Raw genomic sequence first — 15,421 nt, 5'->3', positions numbered from 1 at the left:
GGAAAATCGCACGGCAGGCCCGTGTCCCACCTTTCGCCAAGGTCCGGGATACGGGCCTGCTGCTCTATTCAGAGACCACCTTGATGTTGAACACGCTGTTCCCCTGCTTCAGGAAAATCCGCAGCCACAGCGGCAGCCACATCTCCAGGCCCCGTGCCGCCTCGAGCGCGCCCAAGTCCCTGATGTGTTCGGTCCGCCAGCCGAATTCCCGCAGGAGTCCGGCCACCACTTCCTTGGCCTCCGCGTCGTCCCCGGCCATGAACACGTCGTGATCCCCGCCCGCCAGACGGTCCGGCGCCACCATGACATCGGCGCGCATGGTGTTCAGGGCCTTCACCACGCGGGCCGTGGGAAACGCCCGCTGGATGGTTTCGGCCAGGCTGTCGGTGTTCGAGATGGAGAGCGACGGCGGGAAGCCGGCGGAATGGTCCAGCGGATTGGCCACATCGATCAGCACCTTGCCGGCGAGGTTCTTCGTGCTGGCCGCGGCCAGCACTTCGAGCGAGACAGCGCCGGGCGTCGCATTGATGACCACCTCGGCTTCCGCCGCGGCGTCGAAGAAGGTCGCGGCCTTGGCCCTCGGCCCCGCTTCCGCTGCCCACCCGACGGCAGCCTCATTGGTGGCGCTCCGCGACCCGAGAACGACGTCGTGCCCGGACTCCAGGAGTTTTCCCGCGAGGCTCCTGCCCACCACTCCGGTACCAAGAACTGCGATCCTCATGTGAATCCTTCCTCATCGGTATGTGCGAACTCCTACATTCTCTGCCAGCATCCTTAACACGGGCAGAGAGTCCTGCGGTGCCCATAGACTGGAACCATGACCGAGCTAAACCATGATCTGCCTGACACCGACTCCTACAATCCCGCCGCCAGTTCACTGGCCGGGCATGTGGATCCCGCGGTGATGGCGGAACTGCTGTCAATCCGGTCGAGCATCGACAACATCGACGCAACCCTCGTGTACCTTCTGGCCGAGCGGTTCAAAGCGACGCAGAAGGTGGGCTTCCTGAAGGCTGCCCACCGTCTTCCGGCCGGGGATCCCGGACGCGAAACCGCCCAGATTGCCCGGCTCCGCCGCCTTGCCGAGGACGCGCAGCTGGACCCGGCGTTTGCGGAGAAGTTCCTGAACTTCATCATCGGCGAGGTGATCCGGCACCATGAGGCGATAGCCGAGGACCACAATGCCGCCGGTGGAACTTCCAACGGGACGGCCAGCCCAACAGCTCCGCTGACCGCCTAAGCCGTGCCGGACTCAGACATCCAGCTGCCGGCCCAGGTCACGGCCACCGCACTGGGACCGTGGCCGGGCCAGGATCCCGTGGAGGCTACCCGCATCATCCGCGGTGAGCTCGGCAGCCCGCACCTGCCCTTTCTGGCCGAGCTGCCCGACCGTGGCGTCGGTGCCGACGCCATAGGCCGCACCGCCTCACTCCTGGTGGACCTGGCCGTGGATGTCCAGCCGCACGGCTGGCGGATCGTTGACCGGCCCGGGCGCGACCTGGTGCGGGCAAGATCCGCACTGTCCACGGACATCAATGTGCTGGCCGATATCGCGGGCGCAGAGGACAGCGCCGCTGACGAATTCAAGGTCCAGCTGCGGGGCCCCCTGAGCCTGGCTGCCGGACTGCACCTGCACAACGGCGAGCGGGCGCTGATCGACTATGGCGCCCGCCGCGACATCGCTGCTTCCCTTGCGGCCGGGGTTGGCGCGCACCTGGCCAAGGTGTCCGCCGCCGTTCCCGGGGCCAGGCTCGTGGTGCAGCTCGACGAACCGGACATAGCGTCCGTCCTCGCCGGCAGCATTCCCACCTCCAGCGGCTACCGGACCCTGCGCTCCGTCGCCGGGCAGGAAGTCACGGAGCTCTGGCGCGTGGTGATTGACGCCCTCCGCGAGGCCGGCGCCGTCGAGGTCGCCGTTGCGGTGCCGGAAATCGAGGCCCCGTTCGAACGGATCCTGTCCGCCGGCGCGGACGCCATCGCCGTTCCGCTGCGGGCCCTGACCACCCGGCAGTGGGAACAGCTCGCGGAGGCGGTCGAAGCCGGCAAGCGGCTCTGGGCCGGAGCCCTGCAGGCTGACGGACCGGACGGCGTGCCGAAGGCATCCGAGGTTGTGGACTCTGTCCGGCGCCCGTGGCAGCAGCTCGGCCTGCCGCTGGCGGCGCTCGGCACGGTGCGGGTCACGCCGTCGGGCGGCCTTGAAGGGCAGTCGCCTGCCGCCGCAACGGAGGTCCTCACCCGCCTCACCCAGGTCGCCGACGGCCTGAACCAGCTCGCATTCGGCTAGGCGCGCCGCTACTTCCTCAGCTTCGTCGCTCCCAGCGGTCGGGCCTGGCATGCGCCGGAAGGAAGCCCGCCGGAGAACTTCCGGACGGATAGGGTTCCAGCCGGTAGTCGAAGTGGCCCGCATAAACCAGGACGAGGCCGAGCTGCGGCTGGATCACCTTCACCTGGATCCTGTGACGTCCGGTTTCCCCCGCGGCCGGGTCCCACCACTGCTCGGCGTAGGCTTTGGCATCAAGGGCCGCCGGCAGCGGCAACCGGAGCGGGCCCAGGAACAGCCGGGATACTTCGGACACTCCCCGCAGCCGGCCCTCGGCCGTCACACCGAGGTTGAGGTCCGTGACCAGCCGCCGGTACCGGCCCACGTAGTCCACGAGGCGGGCCTGGGAGCCGGCGCCGCCCTCTTCCGCACTGGTGGTGTCCTGAAAGATCCTGGTCCTGCCGGGGAAGTATATCTCCCGCCGGGCAGTCAGGCTGGAGCGGCCGAACGGATCGAGATGCGCGTGGTTTTCAATCCGGAACGGGATGCCCTCGCCGTATTCCGGAAAGAACGCCTGCTCGCGTGCGGTCAGCCGCAGCATCGGCCGCAGCCACCGCTGCCTGCAGCCCACCACATCGAAGACGCCCTCGCCCACGCCGAAAGTGCCGGATCCCGGGGCAAGCGAAAAGTACTCCTGCAGTTCCGGCTGCAGCCGGAAGAAGCCGGCACCCAGGGCCTGGCGGTAGATCGGGGCATTCATGGCGGCTCCTGACATCTGGTCTGGTGATTCGGTCTTCCGGCGGAAACTCACAGCCGTCCCGCCGCCTTGAGCCGTATATAGGCGTCGGCCAACGCGGGCGGCAGCTCGTGCGGTTCCGCGTCCACCACTTCGACGCCGAGCTGGCGGAGCTCGACACTCACGGCTTCCCGCTCGAGGAGGGCGCGTTCCGCGGCCGCAGCACGGAACACCTGGGCCGCCGTCGTCCTGTCCTGGAGCATTTCGCCAAGCAGGGGGTCGCGGACCGATGCCACCACCACCACGTGCTGCTGGGCCAGGCGCGCCGCCATTGGAATGAGCCCTTCCTCCGGGGCGCCGCTATCCAGCGAGGTCAGCAGGACCACGAGGGAACGGTGCGCCGAAACCGCACGGACCTGGGCAGGCACCTGTGCCCAGTCCAGTTCGATGAGTTCTGCCTGCAGCGGCGCCACAGCCTGCACCAGCTGACCCAGCAGGTTGCCGCCCGCCGTCGTGCCTGCCCGGGCGCGCATCCTGCGGTCGAAGGCAAAGAAATCGACGCGGTCACCGCCGCGTTCGGCCAAGACGCCCAGCAACAGTGCGGCCTCGATGCCGGTGTCCAGCCGGGGTTCGTCGTTCACGCGCGCAGCGGCGGTCCGGGATGTGTCCAGCATGATCACCACGCGGCGGTCGCGCTCCGGCCGCCAGGTGCGCACGACGACGGCGGACCGTCTCGCCGTCGCGCGCCAGTCAATGGAACGGACATCATCGCCGCGGACATAGTCGCGGAGGGAGTCGAACTCCGTTCCGGCGCCGCGGATCTGCACTGCGGCCTTGCCGTCGAGCTCCCGCAACTGGCGCAGTTTTGACGGCAGGTGCCGCCGGGAATTGAAAGGCGGCAGCACCCGCAGCGATCCGGGAGCGTGCACCGTTTTCTGGCGGGCGGCCAGCCGGAGCGGCCCGAAAGAGCGGACGGTGATGTGGGGCGCCCTCAGGTCACCCCGCCGGACGGGCCTGAGCCTGACACTCAAACGGCGCCTTTCACCGGCCGGAACCTCCGCCTCCTGGACCGGGTTTTCCGCCCCGGCGGAAGGCTGCCAGGCGTCACGTACCACGGCTCTGAGCCGGCGCGTGCCGCTGTTATGCACCGTCAGCACGGAATCCGCCGTGCCTCCAAGCGTAACGTTGGTGGGCGCTGACCTTTCCACCGAGACCTGCTGCAGTGCCGCGGCCAGCAGCACGTCCAGCAGGATCAGGGCGCCAAGGACCAGAAGCACGGCGAGCACGGTCAGCCAGCCGGGAAAGAGCAGCACCGGCGCCAGCCCGGCCGCCGCCAGGAGTACCAGCCGTCCGGAAATCGCCACGGGATCAGCGCGGGACCGGTACGGAGGCCAGGATGCTGCCCAGCACGTCGTCCACCTCTACGCCGTCCATCAGGGCTTCGGGCCGGAGCGCCACACGGTGCCGCAGGCACGGCTGGGCCAGCGCCTTGACATCATCCGGGGTGACGAAGTTCCGGCCGGACAGCCAGGCCCAGGCCCGCGAGGTGTTCAGCAGCGCGGTTGCACCGCGTGGCGAGACGCCGAGCTGGAAGGACGGGGCGGCGCGCGTGGCCCGGACCACGTCCACGATGTAGCCCAGCACCTCTGGCGACACTTCGACGGCGGCCACTGCCCGCCGCGCCCGTTCAAGTTCGTCGGCGCCGGCCACCGGGCGGATGCCGGCCGCGGCGAGGTCGCGGGGATCGAAGCCGGCGGCGTGCCTGCGGACCACCTCGATTTCAGCGGCCCGGTCAGGAAGTGGCATGGTCAGCTTGAGGAGGAAGCGGTCCAGCTGGGCCTCGGGCAGCGGGTAGGTGCCCTCGTACTCCACGGGGTTTTGCGTGGCCGCCACGATGAACGGCACCGGCAGCGGGCGCGACACGCCGTCCACGGACACCTGGCGTTCCTCCATGGCTTCCAGCAGTGAGGCCTGGGTCTTGGGCGGCGTCCTGTTGATTTCGTCCGCCAGGAGCATGTTGGTGAAGACGGGGCCTTCGCGGAAGCTGAATTCGGAATTGGCGGCGTCGTACACGAGGGACCCGGTGACGTCGCCGGGCATGAGGTCAGGGGTGAACTGCACGCGTTTGGTGTCCAGGCTCAGGGCCGCGGAGAGGGCACGGACCAGCAGCGTCTTGGCCACGCCCGGCACGCCTTCCAGCAGCACATGTCCGCGCGAGAGCAAGGCGATCAGCATGCCGGTGACCGTGGAATCCTGGCCCACAACTGCCTTGGCCACCTCATGCCGGACGTCCAGCAGCGCCTGCCGGACAGGGTCCGGCGCGTGTGGAGCGGCCATGGTGCCCACCGGCGCCTCGCCGTAGGTGCCGTGCTGGTGGCCGTTTGGCTGCTGGCTCATCTGGCCTTTACCTCTTTCTCTAGTCGGACAAGGTCCTGGGCCCAGCGGACAAGCTGGGCCTCGGTTGCGGGACGATGTTGCAGGATCTGCTGTATTTCTGCGGCGTTGCGGTCAAGGTGCCGGGCTGCGGCGGCTGCCACTTCGGGGCCGGCCACGTCAGAAAACCCGGCGGCGGTGCCCACCCGCAGGGCCGAGGCAAGCCGGACGATGGTGCCGGCACGGAGTGTGTCCGCCGCACGGGCAACGTCGTGGGCCTCGTGGTAAAGACGGGCCCTGCCCTCGGCCGTTTCCGCGGACTTCACGACCACCGGCAGGGGTTCGAAGACCAGCGGGCCGAGGCGGCGTCCGCGCCACAGCACGGCAAACAGGGCCACCACAATGAGCCACGGAGCAACGAACGCCGACCACGCCGGTGCAAGTTCGGCCAGGGTCTTCGGTGCGGGATTGCCCCCGAGGTCCCCGGGACCCGGCAGGTACCAGACGAGGTGTCCCTGGCTGCCCAGGGTCCGCAGGGTGAGCGCGGCGTTGCCATTGGCGGCCAGGAACTGGTTGCTGATCACGGCCGTGCTCCCGATGACCACGAGCTTGCCCTTCTCTGCCGTGGCGTAAAGGCCCCGCCCGCTGCTCCCGGCGGGGCCGTAGCACACGGTGCCGCCGGTGTAGAGGAAGCCTCCGTCCGGGCTGATGTCACCGGCGGCCTGGGCATCGGCAACGGCGCATCCGGGCTGGAGGGTCTGCTCCGAGCCGGGAACCACCCCGGCCTGCCGGATGGTGCTGCCCAGGCCGGTCAGTGTGGCCAGGCGCGGCGAGACCACCACCAGCCGGTCAGTCTCTGCGAGCAGCCGGCGGAGCCGTTCGGGCGCAAGGAACCCGCGTTGGTCGTAGACCAGGACCGTCGAGCCGGACCCGCTGCTGCCGGCCGCACGCGCCGCTGCCATGGTTTCTTCGAACGACGCCGTCTGTGCAACAGTGACGCCTTGCGCACCAAGGATCTGGGCGTGCTGCCCTGGCCCCCTGCGGGCCGGGGTTGCTGACGGACAGTTCCTGGTTGTCAGCCCGTTGCGCCGACTGGAGCACGAGGATCACCGCCAGGGCAGCGGCCATGGCAACGCCGAACAGCACCCCCGCCCGGTGCCTGCGGATCCAGCCGGTTCGCCTGCGCAGGGGCGCGACAGGGACACCGGGGTCGGTGCGGGGGAGTTGCGTCATCTGGGCACCGCCAGTCCGCCGGGTGCGGCCTCGGCGTAGGAAGGCGTGAGCCGTTCCAGCGCCGAGTCCAGTTCAACCATCGCGGCGTAGTCGGCTGGGAGGGCGCTCCCGCTGCCGTAGCGGACAGCGTCGAAGATGCGGGAAGCGGCGTCGAGTTTGTCGCTCGCCGCGGGAAACGCGCGCGTCAGCTGTCCGGCAGCCTCGTCGGCTGTCCGGCCAGGCCGGGGGTCCAGGACGGCCCGGTCCTCGGCGGAACTCACCAGCGCGCGGAACTGTTCGACGACGGCGGCCGCCCAGTCGCCGCGGGCGGCTGCGGCCTCGGCGCGCCCCCGGTAGTCGGCGGCCGTCGCGGCTGTCCCGGCGTCGAAGATCTCCTTGGGTGCGCGGCGGCGGGCATTCAGCCGGGGCCGTGCCAGGATGATGGCCACGCCTATCAGGATGGCGATGCCCAGGCCGATGAAGGGCGCGACCGGAGGTCCATCGGCGGGGGACTGGCCATCGGTCACGGACTGCAGCCAGTCGAGGAACTGCTGCCAGAGGGTTTCCAGCCAGTTGGGTGCCGCCTCCCGGTACTCGCGTTTGGAGAGCTCCTCCGCCGCCCAGCGGCGCGCTTCGTCCCGGTCAGGCTGTACCGGCGGTTCCAGGATTCGCTGCAGCAGCCCCGTGGCGCCTTGCAGGCCCGGGAGGAGGCCGACGGCGATCATCCCGGCATCGTCGGCGGCGGCCCCGGGGGCGGCGGCCAGCCTGCTGAATTTCCGTATGGGCCGGTCTGGTGGTGCCCCGGCTGGTGGGGACCCTGTTGGTGGGGCCCAGGTTGGTAGGGGCCGCGGTGGTAAGGGCCCTGTTGGTAGGCCCCGGGCTGGGAAGGCCCGCGGTTTCGGTCCGAGCTGTAGACGGGCACGCCGCGGCCCGGGATGCCGCCGTCGTCGTTCCCGGTTTCCAGCAGCCGGAGCAGAGCGATATCCAGTCCGTCGTTGCGCATCCGCAAATCCATGTAAAGCAAGGCCATGACCGATGTCTGGAAGGCGAACGCCACCGCGCCGACGGCGGCAGACACAACCGCCGTGGCCACACCGGCCACCACCTGCAGGGTGGCCGTCTGGCTGGCCGGATCCTGGGAACCGGCGACGGTGGTGAGCAGCCCGGAGAGCAGCGTGACCGGGATGAGGACGATCTGGGCAATGATGCCCACGAGCAGCGACACCACGAGGACGATGCCGAGGACCCTCCACCAGCTTCCGCGGGTGACGGCCCAGGAACGCCGGATGCCGTCCAGCGCTCCCACGTCCTCGACGACGATGACCGCAGGTGAGACCGTCAGCTTGACGGACACCCAGATCATGGCTGCAATAAAGGCCAGAAACAGCGGAAGTACGATGACCAGCGACCCTGTGCCCATCGAATTGGCCAGCAGCACGGTGGCCAGCGCGATGAGGGCCGCCGCCAGCAGCACGGCTGCCACCCCGATCCCGGCCAGGCGCACCAGCGCCCAGGCCCGGCCGCGTGCCAGCAGCCACATCTCCCGGAATCCGGTGTGCCGGTTGAGGATGGACCTGGCCACAGGGACCACCATGGCCCCCTGCATCACCACGGAGATAAACACGGAGACCAGGCTGAAAAGTACCAAGCCGCCCACCACGCCCGTGACGAGGCCGGCCATCTCGGAAGTGCTGAGGTTCGCCAGCCAGGCCTCCGCGGACGCGTCGGAGGTCGGCGTGACCAGCGGGAGAACGCCGGCGATCACGGCGCCCAGTGCCTGCGCCAGCAGGCCTGCCCCGAGCATGGCTTTGGGATTCCGCCGGATCGTCTGGAAGGCGCCGTCCATGATTTCGCCGAACATCAGCGGCCGCAGCGGCACCACACCGGGCTTCGGCGGGGCCGCGTACATGGGATAAGGAACGGCGGGGTTCGGCCTTGGAGGACCGGCGGGATTCGTGCCTGCGCCCCACTGGTGCGGCGGCCCGTAGTGCTGGTGGGCGCTGGGTGGGAAGGAGCCGGGCTGCTGGCTGCCCCACTGCGGGGGTGCGCCCCAAGGCTGCTGCTGCGGCGGAGCCCACGGCGTAGGGGGCTGGTTGGTGTTCTGGCCAGCGTTCTGGGCGGTGTTTTCGGCGGGCTGCGGTGGCAGGCGGTCCGGAGGCAGCTGGCCGTATGGGGAGGGTTCCGGCGGGCGGTGTTCAGGCGGCCTGTGTCCGGGTGGTTCATGGCCGGACGGCGAATGCTGCGGATCCTGCTCTGACAACCTGTTCCTCCCCAAGGTGCGCATCGGCCAACGGCCGGGCACCTCCAGACTATAGTTCCGCCGTCGGGCAACCTAGCTTCCGGGCCGGATGGGACCGGGCCGGACCGCCGATAGCCGTGTCCGGTGCCCCGGCACGCGCCCCGCCGAAAACTCCATCAATAAGACAAAGCAACAGCAATAAGGGAATATATAACTATGAAGGCACGCATTCTGGTGGTTGATGATGACGAGGCGCTCGCAGAAATGATCGGCATTGTCCTGCGCAACGACGGCTTTGAGCCCGTCTTCTGCGCGGACGGCGGACAGGCTCTGGACGTCTTTCGCTCGTCAAAGCCGGATCTCGTGCTCCTTGACCTGATGCTGCCGGGAACGGACGGCATCGAGGTATGCCGGCAGATCCGCTCCGAGTCGGACGTTCCGATCGTCATGCTGACGGCCAAGTCGGACACCTCCGATGTGGTCAGGGGACTGGAATCAGGTGCCGACGATTACGTGCCCAAGCCCTTCAAACCCGCAGAGCTCGTTGCCCGGGTGCGGGCGCGCCTGCGCCCCGGCGACCAGAAGGCGCCCGAGACGCTGCGCATCGCGGACATCACGATCGACGTCGCCGGCCACCTCGTGAGCCGCGGGGATGAGCGGATTTCGCTGACCCCCCTTGAGTTCGATCTCCTGGTTGCCCTGGCGCGCAAGCCCTGGCAGGTTTTCACCCGCGAGCTGCTCCTGGAGCAGGTCTGGGGTTACCGCCACGCGGCTGACACCCGGCTGGTCAATGTCCATGTCCAGCGGCTGAGGTCCAAGATTGAACGTGATCCGGAAGCCCCGGAAGTTGTAATGACGGTTCGTGGTGTCGGCTACAAAGCAGGATCCTGAATCCCAGGGCCAGAATCCCCCTGAGGCGCCCGTGGGATCCGGTTCCGAAACCCCCGGAGGCGCTCCCGCGGCGGAGCATGCCCGGGACGGTTCACGCAAACCCGGTTCCCGTCCGGTCCCGGAGCACACCGACGCCTTTGGCGCCGGGCTCGCGCGGCTGCCTTCGCAAGCACGGATCTGGCGGCGCCGCGCCCTCATAGTCGTGCTGCGGGTCGCCCGCCTGGTGCGCACCGGCGTCGACCGCATCTTTCCCGGCATCCGGTATCTGCTGCATTCCCTGCAGCGGCGGTGGCGCCGCTCGTTGCAGTTCCGCACCGTCCTGACCACCCTGCTGCTGTGCATCAGTTCGTTTGCGATCGTTGGCGCCTACCTGTCCAACCAGATTGCCAACAACCTGTTCCAGGAGCGGCTGACGCAGGCGGAGTCCGAGACCCGTTACAACGTCAAGCAGGTGCAGGACACGTTCGACGGCGCCCAGGTCACCGACCAGTCCAGCGTGATCACCCTCGTCTACGACACCCTGAACGCCGTCGAGGGCAGGGGCTCCGTGATCCAGCGCCGCTACGTGTTTGAGGCGATGCCGGAGCAGACCAAACCCCGCAACCGGTGGGTGGAGTCGCGCGCATCCGACCAATTGACCATTAGCGTCATCCCGCCGGACCTCCGGAAGGCAGTCCAGGATTCCGGCAAGGAACAGTTCTGGGCTTCGACAGAGTTCCCGGTGGGGACCGAAGACCGGCCAGGCATCGCCGTCGGGAACAAGGTGACCTTCAACGGCACCGTTTACGAGCTCTACCTGATCTACGACCTCAACACCGCGCAGCAGACCCTGAACGAAATCCAGAATGTCCTCTGGGCCGGCGGCGCTGCGCTGATCCTCATGATCGGCGCCATCGCCTGGTACGTCACGCGCAACGTGGTGAGCCCCGTCAGCCATGCCGCCGTGGTGTCGGAAAAGCTGGCAGCAGGCCAGCTGCAGGAACGCATGGTGGTCAAAGGCGAGGACGAGGTGGCACGCCTCGGGGCGTCGTTCAACCACATGGCAGCGAGCCTGCAGGAGCAGATCACGCAGCTGGCCACGCTGTCACAGATGCAGCAGCGGTTCGTCTCCGACGTGTCCCACGAGCTCCGCACCCCGCTGACCACTGTCCGGATGGCCGCAGAGGTGCTGTACGACGCCCGCGACGACTTCGACCCCATTAACAAGAGATCGGCTGAGCTGCTCTACAACCAGGTGGAGAGGTTCCAGTCGCTGCTGGCGGACCTGCTGGAGATTTCCAGGTTCGACGCCGGCGTCGCCATGCTCGATGCCGAGGCGACGGACATCGTCCAGCTCATCTCCCATGTGATGGAGGGCGCGGCACCCGTCGCCGAAGAGTACGGTTCGACGATGCTGCTGAATGCGCCCGAAGGCAGCGTCGTGGTGGAAATGGACTCACGCCGCATCGACCGGATTCTGCGGAACCTGATTTTGAACGCCCTTGAACACGGCGAGGGCCGGCCCGTCAACATCTCCGTCGCCGCCAACGCGGACGCCGTCGCCGTCACTGTCAGGGACCACGGAATCGGTATGAGTCCTGCCGAGGCGGCACGGGTGTTCGACCGGTTCTGGCGCGCCGACCCTGCACGGGCCCGCACCACGGGCGGCAGCGGGCTGGGCCTGTCCATTGCGACCGAGGACACCAAACTGCACAACGGCTGGCTGCAGGCCTGGGGAAACACCGGCGTCGGCTCCAGCTTCCGGCTCACGCTTCCGCTGAAACAGGGCGGGACCATCACGAAGTCGCCGCTGCCCCTTGGGCCTGCAGACGTGGCACTGGGCAGCCCCGGCGACCACAGTGTCCTTGTCTTGGGACCTGGCGCCGCCGCTGTGCCGAACTCCACGGCAGGGGAGCCAGTTGCCGTGGACTCAGCTGCCGTTGACTCAGTACCGGTTGACTCAGCACCGGCAGGTGGCCCCGAGTCCGGCGCTGCGCCGGAAAGCGAGGCCGGGCCTGCTGCGGGTGCCCGGGCGGGCACACCGGAGGCAGCGCGCACGGGGAAGCGATCGTGAGCCGGGTGCGCCCGGCGGCCCGCGGACTGGCCGCGGGCCTGCTGGCCGTCCTTCTGCTGTTCCTGGCATCCTGCGCCCAGATCCCGCGGTCCGGCCCCGTTGGAAGGAGCACGGACGAAAGCGCCGGAAATCCCAACGCTCCGGTGTTCTTTCCCGTCGCCCCGCGCACCGGGTCCAGTCCGGAAGCGGTCATTGAGGACTTCTACCTGGCAGGCAGCGGGTACGAGGACGACTATGCCGTGGCGCGGCAGTACCTGACGCAGGCGTCCTCGGTTGCCTGGAAACCGGACCAGCGGACGCTGGTGTTCCGCTCCGAGCGGGTGGTGAAGACGGGCGTCGAGGGCGTCTACAACTACGAACTGGACGTCGCGTACTCGGTGGATTCCGACGGCGTGGCCACCCAGATGCCGGCGGGAACCAAGGAAAACATCCCCGTGACGGTGGTGCAGGTTGACGGCGAATGGCGCATCTCCAAGATCCCCGACGGCACCGCCATTCCCGAGGAGACCTTCAAGGTCATCTACGGTGCGTACCCGATCTATTTCTACGACCCCAGCTTCACGTATGCCGTTCCGGATATCCGCTGGTTCATTAAAAAGAAGACAGTGAAATCCATGACGAGCGCCCTGCTCGGCGGACCCGCCCCGTATCTGAAGGGCGCCGTCGTCAGTGCGTTCCCGTCCGGCATGAAACTCGCCCGGGAGTCGGTGCCCGTCGTTTCGGGCGCAGCCCAGGTGGACCTGTCGGCCAAGGAGCTGACCGACGCGTCCACCGAGGACCGGCTCAGGATGCAGACGCAGCTGGCCCTCACGTTCCGCAGCCAGCCGGACGTCATCAACGTGGAGCTGCGGGCTAACCAGGACCTCGTCCGGGTAGAGGACAACGGCTCCGTGCTGCCGCCGGTCCAGAACAGAAATGTGCCCGCGCGCCAGATCGCCGTCAGCAACAACGAGCTGGTGCGCTACGAGAACAACAGGGTCTCACCGTTGCCCGACATGCAGCCGGTGGCGGCGCTGAAACCGCGCTCGCCGGCCGAGTCGCCCGTCTCGCAGACAGTAGCGTTCCTCAACGGCAGCCGCAGCACCCTCTATTCGATGGTGCCCGGCCAGCCCGCGCGTGCCCTGACCACCCGCAGTACATTGACGCACCCCTCGTTCAGCCTGCATGACTGGGTGTGGACCGCGGGGCCGGGGGCCCAGGGCGTCACGGAGCTGACCGCCTTCCGGCCTACCGGAATAGCCCAGGGAGCGGCGGTGCCCACCGTAACGCTGACGCCGTCCTGGCTGGCCGGCCGCATCGTTAAGGACTTCCGGGTTTCCCGGGAAGGTGTCCGGGCGCTGGTCATCTCCGAACAGAACGGCACGACGCGGGTGCAGGTAACGGGGATCATCCGGGGTGCTGACGGCACACCCAAGGAACTGACCGCGCCCATCACGCTGCAGGCGAGCGGCAACCCGGACCAGGGAGTGTGGGTGAATGACACCACAGCTGTGGTGATGAAGGGTGACGACACGGCGAACGTTACCCCCGAACTGCTGTCCCTGACCTCGTCCCAGCCGCAGAAGCTTGCACCGTGGCCGGGGCTGGTTGCTCTCAGCGCCGGCAACGGTCCGGAGGAGATCTATGCCCAGTCCAGGGACGGCATCTTCCAGCGGCTGGGCAACGGATGGTCGGCGCAGTTGCGGGGACCCACGGACCCGTCCTTCCCGGGCTGACCATTCGGCGTCCTCCCTGCGTGCGGCTCCTTCTGCGTGCGGCATTATCCACATGGAGGCCGCCGGGCCTTTTGCCGGCCGGCTCCACGACGCACCCTTGAACCATGGGGAGTCACAGGACAGGCGACGGACAGAGGACTTCGGCGGATCCCGATGTCCTGGCCCAGCCGCTGTGGCACGCCCGCCACCGAGGGGAGCACCGGCAGCGACTCCTGCAGGCCTGGGACCTGCTGGCGGGGGCCGGTGCCGACATCGTGGCCCTGGCGCTGCCCGTGGAATGCGTCTGCTGCGGCAGGGAGGATCTGGCGCTGTGTGCCGGTTGCGAGCGCAGGCTGCGGATGCTCACCCGCCATCCCTTCCGGGCGGAAACCGGGGCACCTGCGCTCATGGATACCGACGGCTCCGTGATCCTGGCCTGTGGTCGCAGCGGGCATCTACCGCGAGGAGCTCTCACAATCCATTCTGGCCTTCAAGCGCCACGGCCAGGCGCAGCTGCGACGCGTGCTGTCGAAGATACTCGCCGGGACGCTTGCGGCAGCATATGCGGGAACGGATGGCGTGGTCCTCGTTCCGGTCCCAACCAGCGGCAGCGCGTACCGGAAACGCGGTTTCAGTCCCGTTCACCTGCTGCTGGCCGGCGTCCGGCGGAGCTTCAACGACAGCCACGTGGAATGCACCGATGCGCTGCGCAAAGTCTGGAACCCCGGAGCCGGGGGTGGCTTGCCCGGAGGGCAGAAGGGACTTGGCAGGGGAGACAGGTCCCGAAGGGTCCGCGGCTCCATGCGCACCGGACATGGCGCCCGGGGTCACTCGCTGCGGGGAAGGCAGTGCATCATCGTCGACGACGTCCTGACCACCGGCGCCACCCTGGCGGAAGCCGCCCGGGTCGTCCACGAAGCCGGCGGAATTGTGCGCGGCGCCGTGGTCCTTGCCGCCACCCGAGCCCCCGATGCGGCGGCCGCCCCGGGCACAGTCGAGGCATCCTGGGGACTGCCTGGGGCGTACCTGAGACATAGAAAAAAATAAACTGCGAAAGGATGAATAACTTGTTGCTATGAACTAACGTCGGATATGGGTACCAAGATCAGTTGTACCTTTCGATAGCGGCTCGGAAAGGGGCTCGACTGTCAATCAGATCGTCCCCGGGAAGTGCCGCCGTCGTGTCACCGAAGTCATTTGGAGGGCACCATGGAGTTCATGATCAGCGGACGAAATCTGACGGTCTCGGACCGATTCCGCGAATATGCCGGCGAGAAGATCTCGAAGATCGAATCGCTTGGGGACAAGGTCCAGAGGGTCGACGCGAAGGTTTCAAAGGAAACAAATGCGCGACAGACCGGTGACCAGCTCACGGTTGAAGTGACAGTCCTGGGCCGCGGCCCCGTGATCCGTGCCGAAGCAAGCGCCGCAGATAAGTTCGCCGCGTTCGACCTCGCCTACAACAAGCTGCTTGAGCGGCTGCGCAGGGCCAAGGACCGCAAGAAGGTCCATCACGGGCGCCATACGCCGAAGGCCGTACGCGAGGCAACTGCAACACTGGAGCCCGCGAGCTCCAACCAGCCGATCTACGTCGAAGCGAGCAACAACAGTCAGGCCGCTCCGGAACCGGCTGAGAAATCGCCGTACGACGTCGAGAACGACATCCCTGCCGGCGACTCGCCGGTGCTGATTCGGCGTAAAGTGTTCCCGGCCGCGTCCCTCACCCTTGACGACGCCGTGGACAACATGGAACTTATCGGTCACGACTTTTACCTTTTCGTGGACAAGGCCACGAACGCACCATCGGTCGTGTACCGTCGCCGCGGCTGGACCTACGGGGTTATCACCCTGGACCACTACTGCGAACCAGGCGAGAACACGCATGAGGAGAAAATCCTGGCGTACCGCTCGGACGATGCGGCCGCAACTGCATAAGATGGAGCCCAGGCAACGAAAGGGCTGA

14 protein-coding genes are annotated in these 15,421 nt (G+C 67.8%); 7 read left to right on the top strand and 7 right to left on the bottom strand.

Going from position 1 to position 15,421, the window contains the following annotated elements; genetic code table 11:
• Window positions 1-64: 64 nt before the first annotated feature.
• Window positions 65-721: an NADPH-dependent F420 reductase gene (locus QF036_RS17735; protein ID WP_307103968.1), complete on the bottom strand. Its 657-nt coding sequence runs from the start codon at window positions 719-721 to the stop codon at window positions 65-67.
• 96 nt (window positions 722-817) lie between these two features.
• Between QF036_RS17735 and QF036_RS17730 the strand changes: the two genes are divergently transcribed.
• Together QF036_RS17730 and QF036_RS17725 are read left to right on the top strand one after the other, a co-directional pair.
• Window positions 818-1,240 (top strand): chorismate mutase, encoded by a 423-nt coding sequence (locus QF036_RS17730; RefSeq protein WP_003805002.1) that lies wholly within the window; start codon window positions 818-820, stop codon window positions 1,238-1,240.
• 3 nt (window positions 1,241-1,243) lie between these two features.
• A complete protein-coding gene (locus QF036_RS17725; RefSeq protein WP_307103965.1) occupies window positions 1,244-2,284 on the top strand; it encodes a hypothetical protein in 1,041 nt (346 codons plus the stop codon).
• A 16-nt stretch (window positions 2,285-2,300) separates the two neighbouring features.
• On the opposite strand, the gene QF036_RS17720 is transcribed toward QF036_RS17725, so the two are convergent.
• The 6 genes from QF036_RS17720 to QF036_RS17695 all read right to left on the bottom strand — a co-directional run bounded on the left by QF036_RS17720 (window position 2,301) and on the right by QF036_RS17695 (window position 8,841).
• Complete coding sequence (locus QF036_RS17720) at window positions 2,301-3,020, bottom strand: DUF4166 domain-containing protein (RefSeq protein ID WP_307103963.1); 720 nt, start codon at window positions 3,018-3,020, stop codon at window positions 2,301-2,303.
• A gap of 47 nt (window positions 3,021-3,067) precedes the next feature.
• A complete protein-coding gene (locus QF036_RS17715; RefSeq protein WP_307103961.1) occupies window positions 3,068-4,360 on the bottom strand; it encodes a DUF58 domain-containing protein in 1,293 nt (430 codons plus the stop codon).
• Between the two features lie 4 nt (window positions 4,361-4,364).
• Window positions 4,365-5,333 carry an AAA family ATPase gene (locus tag QF036_RS17710; RefSeq protein WP_307105975.1) on the bottom strand — a complete coding sequence of 323 codons (969 nt, stop codon included), beginning with the start codon at window positions 5,331-5,333 and terminating at the stop codon, window positions 4,365-4,367.
• Window positions 5,334-5,389: 56 nt separating this feature from the next.
• The gene (locus QF036_RS17705; RefSeq protein WP_373460306.1) at window positions 5,390-6,385 is read right to left on the bottom strand and encodes a DUF4350 domain-containing protein; all 996 of its coding nucleotides are present in this window, start codon (window positions 6,383-6,385) and stop codon (window positions 5,390-5,392) included.
• A 213-nt stretch (window positions 6,386-6,598) separates the two neighbouring features.
• Complete coding sequence (locus QF036_RS17700) at window positions 6,599-7,306, bottom strand: DUF4129 domain-containing protein (protein WP_307103957.1); 708 nt, start codon at window positions 7,304-7,306, stop codon at window positions 6,599-6,601.
• Window positions 7,303-8,841: a DUF7847 domain-containing protein gene (locus QF036_RS17695; RefSeq protein ID WP_307103955.1), complete on the bottom strand. Its 1,539-nt coding sequence runs from the start codon at window positions 8,839-8,841 to the stop codon at window positions 7,303-7,305. The genes QF036_RS17700 and QF036_RS17695 overlap by 4 nt, the downstream gene beginning before the upstream one ends.
• A gap of 195 nt (window positions 8,842-9,036) precedes the next feature.
• Between QF036_RS17695 and mtrA the strand changes: the two genes are divergently transcribed.
• The 5 genes from mtrA (at window position 9,037) to hpf (ending at window position 15,393) form a co-directional block, all read left to right on the top strand.
• Window positions 9,037-9,711, top strand: a complete 675-nt coding sequence (gene mtrA / locus QF036_RS17690) for an MtrAB system response regulator MtrA (RefSeq protein ID WP_003804986.1) — start codon at window positions 9,037-9,039, stop codon at window positions 9,709-9,711.
• Between the two features lie 157 nt (window positions 9,712-9,868).
• Window positions 9,869-11,764 (top strand): MtrAB system histidine kinase MtrB, encoded by a 1,896-nt coding sequence (gene mtrB / locus QF036_RS17685; RefSeq protein WP_373460305.1) that lies wholly within the window; start codon window positions 9,869-9,871, stop codon window positions 11,762-11,764.
• Window positions 11,765-11,769: 5 nt separating this feature from the next.
• The gene (locus QF036_RS17680; protein ID WP_307105973.1) at window positions 11,770-13,479 is read left to right on the top strand and encodes an LpqB family beta-propeller domain-containing protein; all 1,710 of its coding nucleotides are present in this window, start codon (window positions 11,770-11,772) and stop codon (window positions 13,477-13,479) included.
• A gap of 417 nt (window positions 13,480-13,896) precedes the next feature.
• Window positions 13,897-14,505, top strand: coding sequence for a ComF family protein (locus QF036_RS17675; RefSeq protein ID WP_307103952.1), 609 nt, complete (start codon window positions 13,897-13,899; stop codon window positions 14,503-14,505).
• Window positions 14,506-14,667: 162 nt separating this feature from the next.
• Complete coding sequence (gene hpf, locus QF036_RS17670) at window positions 14,668-15,393, top strand: ribosome hibernation-promoting factor, HPF/YfiA family (RefSeq protein ID WP_307103950.1); 726 nt, start codon at window positions 14,668-14,670, stop codon at window positions 15,391-15,393.
• The last annotated feature ends 28 nt before the right edge of the window (window positions 15,394-15,421 follow it).

It is taken from the genome of Arthrobacter globiformis, assembly GCF_030817195.1.
Lineage (GTDB): Bacteria > Actinomycetota > Actinomycetes > Actinomycetales > Micrococcaceae > Arthrobacter > Arthrobacter globiformis_D.
This window is presented reverse-complemented; position numbering and strand designations above follow the sequence as displayed.